The sequence below is a fragment of the Pseudomonas sp. HMSC063H08 genome, from assembly GCF_001813645.1.
Taxonomy (GTDB): domain Bacteria; phylum Pseudomonadota; class Gammaproteobacteria; order Pseudomonadales; family Pseudomonadaceae; genus Pseudomonas; species Pseudomonas aeruginosa.
The window spans coordinates 146,806-159,669 of sequence record NZ_KV813469.1; the positions used below are offsets into that span (position 1 = coordinate 146,806).

Annotated in this window: 17 protein-coding genes; 1 reads left to right on the forward strand and 16 read right to left on the reverse strand. The window is 66.6% G+C overall.

What is annotated here, in order from left to right:
* Nucleotides 1-152 precede the first annotated feature (152 nt).
* Nucleotides 153-2,447 (forward strand): beta-glucosidase BglX, encoded by a 2,295-nt coding sequence (gene bglX / locus HMPREF2924_RS18610; RefSeq protein ID WP_003132856.1) that lies wholly within the window; start codon nt 153-155, stop codon nt 2,445-2,447.
* Between the two features lie 102 nt (nt 2,448-2,549).
* Here bglX and pscL read toward each other — a convergent pair whose 3' ends face one another.
* The 16 genes from pscL to exsC all read right to left on the reverse strand — a co-directional run bounded on the left by pscL (nt 2,550) and on the right by exsC (nt 12,820).
* Complete coding sequence (pscL, locus tag HMPREF2924_RS18615; RefSeq protein WP_003087735.1) at nt 2,550-3,194, reverse strand: SctL family type III secretion system stator protein PscL; 645 nt, start codon at nt 3,192-3,194, stop codon at nt 2,550-2,552.
* Nucleotides 3,173-3,793: a SctK family type III secretion system sorting platform protein PscK gene (gene pscK, locus HMPREF2924_RS18620; protein WP_003087734.1), complete on the reverse strand. Its 621-nt coding sequence runs from the start codon at nt 3,791-3,793 to the stop codon at nt 3,173-3,175. The genes pscL and pscK overlap by 22 nt, the downstream gene beginning before the upstream one ends.
* 8 nt (nt 3,794-3,801) lie before the next feature.
* Entirely contained in the window at nt 3,802-4,548 is a 747-nt protein-coding gene (pscJ, locus tag HMPREF2924_RS18625; protein ID WP_003120329.1) for a SctJ family type III secretion inner membrane ring lipoprotein Psc, read from the reverse strand.
* Complete coding sequence (gene pscI / locus HMPREF2924_RS18630; protein ID WP_003132858.1) at nt 4,545-4,883, reverse strand: SctI family type III secretion system inner rod subunit PscI; 339 nt, start codon at nt 4,881-4,883, stop codon at nt 4,545-4,547. The genes pscJ and pscI overlap by 4 nt, the downstream gene beginning before the upstream one ends.
* Complete coding sequence (gene pscH / locus HMPREF2924_RS18635) at nt 4,883-5,314, reverse strand: YopR family T3SS polymerization control protein PscH (RefSeq protein WP_003100725.1); 432 nt, start codon at nt 5,312-5,314, stop codon at nt 4,883-4,885. Before pscH ends, pscI begins: the two co-directional genes overlap by 1 nt.
* Nucleotides 5,311-5,658 carry a YscG family type III secretion system chaperone PscG gene (pscG, locus tag HMPREF2924_RS18640; RefSeq protein WP_003100735.1) on the reverse strand — a complete coding sequence of 116 codons (348 nt, stop codon included), beginning with the start codon at nt 5,656-5,658 and terminating at the stop codon, nt 5,311-5,313. The genes pscH and pscG overlap by 4 nt, the downstream gene beginning before the upstream one ends.
* A 2-nt stretch (nt 5,659-5,660) precedes the next feature.
* Nucleotides 5,661-5,918 carry a type III secretion system needle filament protein PscF gene (gene pscF / locus HMPREF2924_RS18645; protein ID WP_003087729.1) on the reverse strand — a complete coding sequence of 86 codons (258 nt, stop codon included), beginning with the start codon at nt 5,916-5,918 and terminating at the stop codon, nt 5,661-5,663.
* Between the two features lie 2 nt (nt 5,919-5,920).
* Nucleotides 5,921-6,124 carry a YscE family type III secretion system co-chaperone PscE gene (gene pscE / locus HMPREF2924_RS18650; protein ID WP_003100751.1) on the reverse strand — a complete coding sequence of 68 codons (204 nt, stop codon included), beginning with the start codon at nt 6,122-6,124 and terminating at the stop codon, nt 5,921-5,923.
* Nucleotides 6,087-7,385 carry a SctD family type III secretion system inner membrane ring subunit PscD gene (pscD, locus tag HMPREF2924_RS18655; protein ID WP_003132859.1) on the reverse strand — a complete coding sequence of 433 codons (1,299 nt, stop codon included), beginning with the start codon at nt 7,383-7,385 and terminating at the stop codon, nt 6,087-6,089. The genes pscE and pscD overlap by 38 nt, the downstream gene beginning before the upstream one ends.
* A gap of 1 nt (nt 7,386) precedes the next feature.
* Nucleotides 7,387-9,189, reverse strand: a complete 1,803-nt coding sequence (gene pscC / locus HMPREF2924_RS18660) for a SctC family type III secretion system outer membrane ring subunit PscC (protein WP_003109511.1) — start codon at nt 9,187-9,189, stop codon at nt 7,387-7,389.
* On the reverse strand, nt 9,189-9,611 hold the full coding sequence (pscB, locus tag HMPREF2924_RS18665) for a YscB family type III secretion system chaperone PscB (RefSeq protein ID WP_003109510.1): 423 nt from the start codon (nt 9,609-9,611) through the stop codon (nt 9,189-9,191). Before pscB ends, pscC begins: the two co-directional genes overlap by 1 nt.
* Before the next feature lie 33 nt (nt 9,612-9,644).
* Entirely contained in the window at nt 9,645-10,475 is an 831-nt protein-coding gene (gene exsD / locus HMPREF2924_RS18670) for a T3SS regulon anti-activator ExsD (protein WP_003109509.1), read from the reverse strand.
* A gap of 97 nt (nt 10,476-10,572) precedes the next feature.
* Nucleotides 10,573-11,409 carry a T3SS regulon transcriptional activator ExsA gene (exsA, locus tag HMPREF2924_RS18675; RefSeq protein ID WP_003120334.1) on the reverse strand — a complete coding sequence of 279 codons (837 nt, stop codon included), beginning with the start codon at nt 11,407-11,409 and terminating at the stop codon, nt 10,573-10,575.
* Nucleotides 11,410-11,706: 297 nt separating this feature from the next.
* On the reverse strand, nt 11,707-12,120 hold the full coding sequence (exsB, locus tag HMPREF2924_RS18680) for a YscW family type III secretion system pilotin ExsB (RefSeq protein ID WP_003117721.1): 414 nt from the start codon (nt 12,118-12,120) through the stop codon (nt 11,707-11,709).
* Between the two features lie 8 nt (nt 12,121-12,128).
* Nucleotides 12,129-12,374, reverse strand: coding sequence for a T3SS regulon translocated regulator ExsE (gene exsE, locus HMPREF2924_RS18685; protein WP_003109506.1), 246 nt, complete (start codon nt 12,372-12,374; stop codon nt 12,129-12,131).
* 8 nt (nt 12,375-12,382) lie between these two features.
* Nucleotides 12,383-12,820, reverse strand: a complete 438-nt coding sequence (gene exsC / locus HMPREF2924_RS18690) for a type III secretion system regulatory chaperone ExsC (RefSeq protein WP_003109505.1) — start codon at nt 12,818-12,820, stop codon at nt 12,383-12,385.
* Nucleotides 12,821-12,864 lie beyond the last annotated feature (44 nt).

The following is a 12,864-nucleotide window of genomic DNA, read 5'->3' on the forward strand; positions in this document are numbered from 1 at the left end:
CACGGGACCTGTCAGAACCGGCAGATTCGCCCATCGCCGTCTCGTTGACTTCCGCCCGCGCTGCGAACACCTTATGTCGCGCCCGCCGGGCGGCATGCCGCGACATGTCACGCCGCCACGACGAGCGTCTATCCAATAACGAGAAAACATGCATGAACAGGCTGTGTGTACTGGGGCTTCTCATCGGGCTGAGCGGGAGCCCGGCACTGGCGGCTGGCCAGGGCGAATCCGGCAATCCACCGGCTACCGACAAGGAGCGTTTCATCGCCAGCCTGATGGCTCGCATGAGCAACGCGGAAAAGATCGGCCAGCTACGCCTGGTCAGCGTCGGCGCCGACCATCCCAAGGAGGCGCTGATGGCGGACATCCGCGCCGGCAAGGTCGGCGCCATCTTCAATACCGTGACCCGCCCGGACATTCGCGCCATGCAGGATCAGGTCCGCCATAGCCGCCTGAAGATCCCGCTGTTCCATGCCTACGATGTGGCCCACGGCCACCGCACCATCTTCCCCATCAGCCTCGGCCTCGCCGCCAGCTGGGACCCCGAGGTGGTCGCCCGCAGCGCGCGGATCTCCGCCCTCGAAGCCAGCGCCGACGGGCTCGACATGAGCTTCTCGCCGATGGTCGACATCACCCGCGACGCGCGCTGGGGGCGGGTCTCGGAAGGCTTCGGCGAAGATACCTACCTGACCTCGCTGCTGTCCGGCGTGATGGTCCGTGCCTACCAGGGCTCCAACCTGGCCGCCCCGGACAGCATCATGGCGGCGGTCAAGCACTTCGCCCTGTACGGCGCGGCCGAAGGCGGCCGCGACTACAACACCGTGGACATGAGCCTGCCGCGCATGTTCCAGGACTACCTGCCGCCCTACAAGGCCGCGGTGGACGCCGGCGCCGGCGCGGTGATGGTCTCGCTGAACACCATCAACGGCGTGCCCGCCACCGCCAACCGCTGGCTGCTGACCGACCTGCTGCGCCAGCAGTGGGGCTTCAAGGGGCTGACCATCAGCGACCATGGCGCGGTGAAGGAACTGATCAAGCACGGCCTCGCCGGCAACGAGCGGGACGCCACGCGCCTGGCGATCCAGGCCGGTGTCGACATGAACATGAACGACGATCTCTACTCGACCTGGCTGCCGAAGCTACTGGCGGCCGGCGAGATCGACCAGGCCGACATCGATCGCGCCTGCCGCGACGTGCTGGCGGCGAAGTACGACCTCGGCCTGTTCGCCGATCCCTACCGGCGCCTGGGCAAGCCGGACGACCCGCCGTTCGACACCAACGCCGAGAGCCGCCTGCACCGCCAGGCCGCCCGCGAGGTGGCTCGCGAAGGACTGGTCCTGCTGAAGAACCGCGACGGTCTGCTGCCGCTGAAGAAACAGGGGCGGATCGCCGTGATCGGCCCCCTGGCCAAGAGCCAGCGCGACGTCATCGGCAGTTGGTCGGCAGCCGGCGTGCCACGCCAGGCGGTAACCGTCTACCAGGGCCTGGCCAATGCCGTCGGCGAGCGTGCCACCCTGCTCTACGCCAAGGGTGCCAACGTCAGTGGCGACCAGGCGATCCTCGACTACCTGAACAGCTACAACCCGGAAGTCGAGGTCGATCCGCGCTCCGCCGAGGCGATGCTCGAGGAGGCCTTGCGCACCGCGCGCGACGCCGACCTGGTGGTCGCCGTGGTCGGCGAATCGCAGGGCATGGCCCACGAGGCCTCCAGTCGCACCGACCTGCGCATCCCGGCCAGCCAGCGGCGGCTGCTGAAGGCACTGAAGGCCACCGGCAAGCCGCTGGTGCTGGTGCTGATGAACGGCCGACCGCTGTCGCTGGGCTGGGAGCAGGAAAACGCCGACGCGATCCTGGAAACCTGGTTCAGTGGCACCGAAGGCGGCAATGCCATCGCCGACGTGCTGTTCGGCGAGCACAACCCCAGTGGCAAGCTGACCATGTCCTTCCCGCGCTCGGTGGGCCAGGTACCGGTCTACTACAACCACCTGAACACCGGCCGGCCGATGGACCACGACAACCCCGGCAAATACACCTCGCGCTATTTCGACGAAGCCAACGGCCCGCTCTACCCGTTCGGCTACGGCCTCAGCTACACCGAGTTCAGTCTCTCGCCCCTGCGCCTGTCCAGCGAACGGCTGGCCCATGGCGACACCCTGGAAGCGCGGGTCACGCTCAGCAACAGCGGCAAGCGCGCCGGCGCCACGGTGGTCCAGCTTTACCTGCAGGACCCGGTCGCCAGCCTCAGCCGTCCAGTGAAGGAACTGCGCGGGTTCCGCAAGGTGATGCTGGAGCCCGGCGAATCGCGGGAGATCGTCTTCCGCCTCGGCGAGGCGGACCTGAAGTTCTACGACAGCCAGCTCAGGCACACGGCCGAGCCAGGCGAGTTCAAGGTCTTCGTCGGCCTGGACTCGGCGCAAACCGAAAGCCGCAGCTTCACCCTGCTCTGAAGGCGCCGACCGCACCGCCAGCGTCGCTGCCGCGGGCGAACGGCAGCGCCTCAGCCCTCGGCCCGGAGCCAACGCCCGGGCCGGGGGCGGCGCCTGGCTCCCTCAACCGGCGTCCCCTTCCTCCTCGCCGCTCCGCGCCACGCCCTCCGTCAATGCGGCCTGCAACGCCGCCAACTGGCTGTCGAGCGATGCGTCGATGATCCCGATCTCGGTTTCCAGGATGCAACCGCCCTGGTCCAGCCGGGCATCGCCGACCACTTCCAGGTAGCCCACCTCGGGGAAATCCTTGAGCACCCGGGCGACCTGCTCGCGCACCGCGACCAGCTGTTCCGGCTGGACGTGCAGGATCACCTGCTTCTGGTTGCTCACCAATGCCAGTGCCTCGCGCGTGGCCGCCAGGGTCAGCTCGACAGCGTCGTAGTGGCGCAACACCTTGCGCACCGCCTGCAGCACCACTTCGCCAAGCTGGCGATCGACCTGCCGGTAGTAGCGATTGCAGCGCAGTAGCGTTTCCTGGATCAGCCCGGCCTGGCGCAGACGCGCCTCCTCCAGTCCGGCCTCCCAGCCCAGGCGCTTCTGCTCCTGGTAAACCTCGTGGGCCTCGCGCTCGATTTCGGCGGCACGCTCGCGTGCCGCTTCCACCAGGCGGTTGGCGCTGAGGTAGTCCTGGTAGTCGCGGGCGCGCAACAGGGCCTGCCCGGGGGCCAGCCGTACGCGACTGGCGTCTAGTTCAACAAATGGAAGCATTCATCGCTCGCTTGTCGGGCGACCTTCAGGCACAGGGTCCGCGCCAGGGATCGCCGTTGTTCGTCGAAGGTCCAGTCCGCCGGGGCCGGCATGGCCTCCAGGCGCAGGCGCAGGCGCCGCGAGAAACCGCAGTCGGCATCGCTACAGGCGGCCAGCCAGAAAGCCAGGCCGCAGCGCCGGAAATAGCCGTCTTCCGGGTTTTCCGGCAAGGCCCGCTGCCAGCCGGGCGGCCAGCGACCGATGAGCAGGTCGAGCTGCTCCAGGCAGAAACGCTGGCCCTGTTCGCCGATCTGCGCGCGGATGCGCCGTACCCGCGCACCGTCCAGCACCTGCCGCAAGGCCTGGCCGTGCAGCAGCGCGCCGAGCCAGCCCAGGGTCCGTTCCAGCGCCGCCTGCGGGTAAAGGGCCAGCCCGCCCAGTTGCGCGGGCATGCGGAACGCGCAGTCCAATTCCAGTTGCTCCAGCAGCCAGGCGTTGAGAACGCTCTGTCGCCGCCAGTCCGGCAGCGCCGGCAGCAACCGCAGCAATACCGCGGGCAGGTGCGACTCGTGGATGTAGCGGGCCGGGCAGAAGCGCAACTGGTAGGCCGTCAATGGCATCGCGCCGCTCAGCCCCGTTGCCGGTGCCAGAAGAACTGCGCCAGGTTGCTCGCCAGCAGCAACGCCAGCAGCAGGCCGAACAGACCGAGCAGGCGTCCGCGCGAGTGCTCCGCCACCTGGATCGAGAAGACACTCTCGAAGCGTGGCGCCAGCGGGACCTGGCGGACCCCGGCCGACGGCACCAGCACCACGCTGATGCGGTCGTAGCTGAGGCCTTCGATGCCGTTGTTCACCAGTTGCTTGATCTGCGGCACGTAGGCATCCAGTTGCACATCGGCGGCGTGCTTGATGAACACCGAGGCCGATGCCGGCGAGGACTTCCTGCCCAGTCCGTCGCGCTCCTCGGGCAGCACCACATGGACCCGCGCCACCAGCACGCCATCGATCTCGGAAAGGGTATGGGAAATCTCCTGGGCCTTGGCGTAGTTGAGCCGCGCGCGCTCTTCGATGGGCGAGGAAATCAGCCCGTCCTTGGGAAACACATCCTTCAGCGTGGAGAAGTTCTCCCGCGGATAGCCCTTGCGCTTGAGCACCTCCACCGCCTCGGCGATATCCGATTCCTCCACCAGCAGGCGCACGGTGCCATCCTTGTCCGCCTGCTTGTCCGCGGAAACGCCCTCCGAACGCAACAGCGCCAGCATCTCGTTGCCTTCCTTCTGGCTGATCCCGGTATAGAGTTCGACCTTGCACCCGCCCAACGCCAGGACCAGCGCCAGGAGCGCCATGCGCGACAGACCTTTCACCGTTCGCCTCATTGGGTCTTCATCAGGGTTTCGACGTTCTGGCTCATGCGCCCGACGGTCTTGGCGATCAGCTCTTCCTGCATGGTGATGCGCATCAGCGACCACTGCATCTGCATCAGGCTGTTGGGATCGTCGCCGGGCGTCGACAGCTCCACCTGCAACTCCTGCTTGGCCTGGCTGAAACGCTCCTTGATCTGCCCCAGTTCGCTGAGCAGGTCGCCGCCCAGGCTGCCGGCACCGCCCATCGCCCGTTCGAACTCGGCGACGTGGGCCGCGCCGGCCGGGCCGCCGGAGAGTTCTTCGAGACTGGTGATCTGCGCCTGGGCGCCCATCCGAGAGATATCCATCATGACTCCAGGTCGAGTTTGTGGCTGTTGCGCACGAGGTTGTCGAGCATGCCGTTGAGCGGGATCAGCACCTGCAATTCGCGACGCGCCAGTTGCGCCAGGTATTCGCCGCCCGGCGCATGCTCGACTGCACCGAGCAACTGGAGGAGAAAGGTTTGCTGCTGGCGCCCCAGCGGCAGTTCCGCACGGAGCATCGCCTTCAGCTCCAGGCGGTCCGCCTCCAACCCTTGTAGCGGCTGGGCAAAGCGCTGCAGCAGGCGCTCGCCGAGAGCGCCGTTCTCCAACCCGGCCAGGCGGCGTCCGGCCGCCGGCGGCTCGCCGCCGAGGGCCTGCTCGAAAGCCAGCACCTGATCGACAGCCGGCAGGTTCGCCGCCTTTGGACTGGCCGACGGATAGACGGCGAATCCCGGTGGCGTGTCGATGCGGCTCATGTCCGCACCTGGGCGCGCATGCCGGCGGCGAAGTCGGCCAGGGCAGGATCGCTGCTGCCGCCCAGCCCGGCCAGCCTGCGGTCCAGCGCGGCGCCCAGCCCCAGGTGCCACTCGCACAAGGCGAACCAGGGCTCCAGCGCCGGCCAGGGATTGCCATGGGCGAAGGCCAGGGCCTCCTGATAGCGCCCCTGGTTGGCCAGGCTGGAAATCCGGATCAGCCGTGCCGCTTCGTCCTGTCCGAGGCGCTCCAGCCACTCGGCGATGCACAGCGCCTCTTCGTGGCAGTGCTGCCCGCTGCCGGCCAGCGCCAGTTCCGCCAATTCGCGTATCAGTGAAGTGTCCATGTTCAGATCTTCTGCAGGATGCCTTGCATCAGGTCGCGCAGCGCACGGGTCACCGTCGAGTTGATGTTGTAGATGACCGACCACTTGTTGATCTTGTGTTGCAGCTCGGCCAGCAGCGCCGGGTTGTCGGCATTGTCGGTCCCCTGCAAGGCCTTGATCGCGTCGTTGACGTCCTTGTTCGCTGCGTTGGCCTGCTCCTTCAGGGCATTGGCCACGGTATCGAGGGTATTCCCCGGGTTGGGGTTGAATATCTGCGCCATGCTTAGTCCTCTGTGAGCTGCGAAAGAATGCCGAGACCGCCCTCGAGGGCCCGGGCCTGCTGTTGCAGGAATTGAAAGCGCTCCGGGCCGGCGCCTCTGGCCAGTTCCCGGCGACACTCCGCCAGCGCCGCCTGCAGACGCTGCCGGAGCGCTGCGGCATGCGTGCCGTCAGCGACCGACAGTCGCGTTTCCAAGGCTGTCATCATGGAGCACCTCCCCTTTGAGATTGATGATGAAACGCTGCTTGCCGCGGGCCACCAGGATCGACTCCGGCTCGATGGCGAGGATTCGCACACCGCGGGATGTCGAGGCGCCCACCGGGTATTTCTGCCCGTCGCCGAGCACTACATAGGGCACCCGCCCCAGCGACACCGAGCGCACCGTGAACTCCAGTTCGTCGCCGCTGGCGCGCTTGCCGCGACTGAGCAGCTCCAGGCTCGGGCGGTTGCCGAACTCCTGCTGGAACTCGCGCTGCAGGCGGTAGAAGGCGCTGAGCTGGACCTCGTCGAGCGTGCCGCTCAACTCGATGCGCTCGCCGCGCTCGCGGAAACTCAGTTGCCGGTCGAGGCCGGCGTCCGCCAGCAGGCGCTCGAGGCGGCGCAGGTGCGAGCCGGCCACCCGGACCTGGTTTTCCACCCCGAGCAGGCCCGGCACCTCGGACTCCAGCAATGCGTCGATCCGCGCCCAGCGTTCGTCCTGTTCCGCCAGTTCGCCGTTGAGCCGGACCCAGCCAGGCTTGTCCGCGTTGCTGCTGAGGATCTGCCGATAGCCGAATTTCTGCAGGATGAAATCCACGCCCTGGCGAATGTCTTCCATGCTCCGTGCTTCCAGTCGGTAGTCCACGCCGCTGCCATCGAGGTAGCGCTGCAGCGCCAGGCGCCGGGCGTTGTCCTCCAGGTAGCCGCCGAGCAGGAGACTGTCGCCCTGGCGCTGCACATCCACCTCGCTCATGCCCTGCTCGCGCAGGTAGGCGCGCACCCTCGCCAGGGGCTCCTCGCCGGCCATGCCGTGCTGGCGGGCCGACCAGGGTTCGACGAGCATGCCCAGCAGGCACAGGGCCAGCGCCAGGCTGATGCCGAGCAGCCAGGCCCCGCCGGCACGGGCGGACGGCTTGCGGCGCACTGGCGCGGTCTGCGCCTCGACTTCGGGGAAACGCTCGGGAAAACTCCGCTGCGGGTCGCAGAATGCCCAGCGCAGCGGGCCGCAGGTCTGCCCGGCAAGCGCCTGCAGGATCGCTCCGGCGACTTGCGCCTGGCCGTCCTGGCGAGGCTCGCAGCCCTCCGCCCACTCCAGCAGGCGCACGCCCTGGGCATCGACCTCGAGCACCAGGTGGACTGCCGCGATGCCCTCGTCGAGCAACACCAGGTCGGCCTGCAACGGATCGCTGCCAAGCGCCACCCGGCCCTCTCCGAGCGAGACTTCGGCGCCCTGGTTCAGCCCGCTGTAGAAGCGGATCTTCCAGGCCATGCTAATTCCCGCGCTCCGCGCCGACGCACCAGGCGCCGTCCTTGGGACAGGCGCCGTCGGTCACCCGCCAGCCCTCCTGCGCACCCATCCGGCAGGGCGTGAGGAACGATCCCTGGCCGGCCTGGCGCAAGCGCTCCTGTTCGGCCCTGGCCGGCGCCAGCGCCTGGCAGCGGGCGCTACCGAGCAGCTTGCGCAACGACAGGCTCTGGTTCGACAACTCGTCGATTTCAAGCAGGCCGCCGCGCAGGTCGCGACGGTTGTTCAGCGCCAGGTAATGGCCGACGCCATCGTCGATCAGCCGCGGCTCGATGAGGAACAGCCGCACCGAGCGGCGCACGGTGTCCGCGGTAGTGCGGAACAGCGCGCCGAGATAGGGAATGTCGCCGAGCCAGGGTACCTTGCGCTGGCTCTGGCTCAGTTCGTCGCGGTAGATGCCGCCGATCAGCAGGCTCTGGCCATGGCCCACGCGGGCGATGGTATCGATCACCGTGCGGTTGATCGTGGGGATCTTGTCCAGGCCGGCGCTGTTGGGTTTCTGGCTGCCGTCCTCGATGTGCAGGCTGAGGCTGATCTCCGGCGTATCGCCGAGAGTCACCACTCGCGGCGTCATTTTCAGCATGGTGCCGTAGGTGATCGCCTTCAGCTCGGCCACCCGCTCGCCCGTGACCCGCACATAGTAGGTTTCGCTCTGGTCGAGCACCGCCTGGGTATTCTCCTGGGTCAGCAGGGTCGGCCGGGATCCGATCTGCGCCTGCCCCTGGCTCTGCAACAGGGTGACCTTGGCCAGCAGGAAATCCAGCCCGCGACTGTCCACCAGGCTGCCGACCGCCCCGTTACCGGCGCCGCCGCCCTCCTCGCTATCCTGGCCGGTGGTGCGGATCTGGATCGACTTGTTGTTGCCCAGGCGAATCCCGGCGCTCCAGTCGACGCCCAGCTGGGCGAGGTTCTCGGCATTGATGTCGATGATCGACAAGCCGACCTCGATCCGCGCCGAGGGCCGGTCGAGGGCTTCGATCAGGCGGCGATACATGGGCAACCGGTCCTTGTGGTCGCGCACCACCACCGCGTTCAGCGACGGTTCCGCCTGGACCACCGCATGGCTCGATTGCGGTCCCGGGCGCAGCTTGCCCGGCTCGTCCCCCACCGCAACCACGTTGGCATCGCTGAGCACCCGCGAGAGGATGCTGGCGATGCCCGGCGCCTCGATCTCGTCGTCGCGGTACTCGATCTTGCGGTCCTCGGCGACCGCATAGCGCAGCGGGAAGATCTCCACGCTGAGGTCGCCGGTCTTTTCGCTGCGCAGGGTGTATTGCTGCTCCAGCACCTGGGCGGTCTGCTCGACCAGTTCGAGATAGCGCCCCGGACCGGACACGTGCACCAGCCGCCCGGAAGGGTCGGCACGCCAGCCGAAGCGCGGTTCCCAGATGCCGGCGGCGGTCAGCGCGCGCTTCAGCTCGGCCTCGCCGACCTGCTCCAGCCTCACCAGCCGCGATTGCATCTCGGTGGTCTTGAATACGTACAGCACGGTGCCGTCGTAGTACCAGCCGAGGTTGTAGAGGGAGGCCATCAACTGCAGGAAGGCCTGCGGGCTTTCCAGATCGAAGCGACCGCTGACCTGGTCGTTGACCTTGTCGCTGACGATCACCGAGGCATCGTAGTTGGCGCCGAAGTTGGCCAGCACGTCGCGCAGGCTTTCGCCCTGCGCCACATAGTCGTAAGGCAGGCTGGGCCAGTCCAGCGGCTGCGCGCGCAAGACCGCGCCAGGCAGCAGCGCCAGCAGTCCGCCGATCAGCAGGCGGCGCATCAGGGACGCCACACCGGAACCTGCGGCGGCAACCCGCGGGGCAGCGGCTCCAGCTCCGGCGCCAGCGCCTCGAGCAGCCCCACCTGGGCGGCCAGGGCCCGTTCGAGTCGCTCGGGATCGAGGCCGTCGAGGCCCAGCCGCGCCTGCAACAGCAGGCGCCCGTCCGCATCCAGGACGATGGCCTGGGGATAGCGCCGGCTCCAACTGGCGACCCGCGACAACAGCGCCCGCAGCAACCCCTGCTGGTCGCGCTGCGGGTCCAGGGGGGCGTGCTCCAGCGGGCTTTCCAGCAGCAGGTCGTCGCCCTGGCGCAGCAACAGGACGCTCTGCCCGTCGATGCGCAGGTGGTACGAACCCGTCCGATCGGCAACAAAGGGCCCTTGGCCCAGGCGAGTGGCCAATCCGCTCAACAGATGATCCATGATTCCTCGGTAGGGCCGGCTTTCGCCGGCCGCTCAGCTCTGCCAGTAGAAGTGATCCTGTGCCTGGCACAGGTTGCGTTCGTGCAGCCAGGCCTGGACGGCGTCCGCCGCGCCGACGTCGTCGTCCAGCCGGCAGAGAGGTTGCCAGAGGCATTCGAGGACCTCGGGGATCGGCTCGAAGCCGGCCAGCCCGCCGCTGGCGAGCAGCGTCGCCATGCCCCGCTGCCAGTTCGGCCATGCGCTCTTCGCCAATGCCGAAGCCGTCTCCAGCTTGCCGGCCAGTTCGGCCACCTGTTCCTGGGTGCGCGCCTGGCACTTGGCGACCCTGGCCAGTTCCTCGCGGGCCTGCTCCGGCTCCAGCTCGGCCACGCGGGACCAGAATTCGGACTTGATTCGCAGTTGCCGGGACTGGGTCTCCAGCTCCACCAGCGACAGGCGCCAGCCGGGGATCGCCTGGTCGAGCAGGCTTTCCCACCAGCCATAGACCGGCAGCAGGACCCAATCGATCATCGACTGCGGCACGGCGAGGTTGACCCGGTCGCCCAGTTCGGCGCACCAGCCGTCGTCGTCCTGCGCCGCGCAGAGGAGAATCTGCCGCACCTCTTCGCGCCCCAGTGCCAGGCCGCGCGCCAGGCGCTGCTGCAACCATTCGCAGCGGAACAGTTGCTCCAGCCGCAGGCGCGGCAGCATCCGCTGCAGCAACGCCAGTTGCCGCGCACTGATGATTCCGGACTCACGATACAAACTGCTCGATGCGTAACCCGGCACCCGACCCCGCGAGCGGGCGTCCGAGCCCACCACGGATACCCGCCTGCCGGCGAACACCGCTTCTCGGGAGTACTGCTTATCGTCTTCCTGCTCCATTCTCTGCCTTGGCTTCCTCACTACATTGCGCGCTCGTCAGAGCCTGCAATTTGGGCCGATTCTACTCATGCAGCCGCTACCGGGCTTTCAAAAAACGTCAGTTATTTTTAGCCCGGCATTCGTCCTTCCCCTGCCGCGAGCGGCTCGGTGTGCAGCCGAAACGGCGGCGATAGCTCTGGGTGAAATAGGACTGGCTGGAAAAGCCCGCCTCCATGGCGATGTCGACGATGCTCATGTCGCTGTTGAGCAGCAACTGATGGGCATAGAGGATTCTCCGCTCGCTGATCCAGGCGCGCGGCGAAACCCCGTAGACACTGCCGAACAGCTCCTTGAAGGTGGTCAGCCCCATGCCGAACTCGCGGGAGAAGTCGGACAGCTTCCACTCGTTGAGGTAGTGCTTCTCCATGAATAGCTGCAGACGCTCGACATGCCGGTTGCTCAGTTGCCGCAGGACCGACATCAGCAGCGGCCCCTGCGGACTGAACGCGAAGAGCATCAGCAACTCCTCGATCTTCAGGCAGGCGAGCATCGGCGGATGCTCATGCACAAGCAATTCCTTCAACCCCTTGACGCAACCGGCCAGCAGAGGCGTGGCAGCGAACGCGATGATGCCCGGCACGGGCTCGTCGCAACGCTCGACTTCACTCAACAGCGCGCCGAAGCGCTGGACGAAGCCTTGTAGAAACTGGGCAGATAATGGAATCCAGAGTATTCGGCTGTCCTTTCCCTTGGTACTTACGACATAGCTTCCGCGGCGGACGAAAAGCAACTCGCCAGGCGCCAGGCAAAAAGTGGAATCGATGTCCTGGACGGTCAGTTCGCCCTCGAGCAGAACATATACGCCCTCTTCCTTGTTTACCCTGTATTCGAAAGTTGGAATGTTCCAATGACAAGACGTTATCTGCTTTCGGCCAAGAGATTTGGCTCCTTGCATATTATAAGAACCCCAACACTTCCCGTCGTACCTTGAATGCCCCGCCTAGCGGAGAGGCATGAATACGCTCCGTTTTATTGATTTTCAAAGCCATGAGCACGGAGTCGATTTTATAATAATCAGGATTATCCGACGTGCGCTGATTCGCAGAGCGAGTCGGCTTCCGCCAATTAATCCAGCCTTCTTTAGAAGCGGAACAAAAGTACCAGTTTTATTATTCGAGGCCTTCCCTGACAACGAACGAGACTTGCACTTCTTTAATCTCCATACGCACTTTCCGAAACAGCAGGCAATGTATCAATCGTTGCCAGATCTTTCTTCCGGGCGAGCGGTCGTACAATTCGGAAAACAGTCGCGCCGAACCAGCCGGACCCGCTCATCGACGCCCGCCGCCACCCGCTGCCAGGCGCTCGCCTGGACCGCCGCGACGCCCACCCAGGAAAGCTCGGTGCGTAGGTACAATGCCTCGCCCTCCAACCTGTCGACCTCCAGATCGAACGCATAGCGCAACGGCAACCCGGACACCCGGTAGCGCCGCTCGGCAATCGTTTGCATCCCTCCCTGAACGACGGCATACAGGCGCAGCCTGAGTTGCGCCTGGCGCGCCTGCAGGGAAACGCCGCCCACCGAACCGCCCACCGTCACCTTCGGCGACATCGGCGCGGGCTGGCTGACGCAACCGCCGAGCAGCAACGCCAGCGGCAACAGCATCCAGCACCTCACCTGCGCCGGACCGTGCGCGCCTCCAGCGGCGTGCCGTCGCCGTCGGCGAGGCGCTGCAAGGCCTGCTCGCTGCGCGGATCGCCAGCCACGTTGCGCGCCAGCCAGCGCGCCAGCCCGGCCACGCTGGAACGGTCGTCGCCGCGAACGGCCGCGCGGGTCACCGAACGCCCCTCGAAATGCCCCACCGCCTCGGCTCCTGCGTCTTGGGACGGCTGCACCGGCGGAATCGATTCGATTTTCATGGAACCGCTCAAACCCTCATGCCGACCGCAGCGACCGCCTCGCGATCGCTGCCGCACGGCAGCAGGCGTTGCCAGAACTCGGCGTGGTCGAGCAGGTTGGCCAGGGTCGCCTCGAAGCATTCGAGGGTCAGTTGCGCTGCGAGAATCTGCGCATACAACTGGACCTTGCCGGTCAGCTCGTCGAAGCCGAAATGCAGATCGAAACGGTGCCAATGGCGGTTGAAGCTGGCGAGCTGGCGAAAGATCCCCTCGCCCAGCACATCGATGCCCGCCACATCGGCCTCCAGCAACAGACGCTCGCGCTCGGCGAGCAGCAACAGGGTGACGCCCACCTGTTCGTCGAACAGCAGGCTCGCCATGCCCTCTTCGTCGAGGGACAGGGAAGGCAAACCGATACGGCCTGCGAACTCGGCAAGCAGTCGGTTGACCTTGCTCGTTAAATCCATGGGGGCGCCTCCTAAAGCTCAGCGCATGCTAGCACCGGGCTATG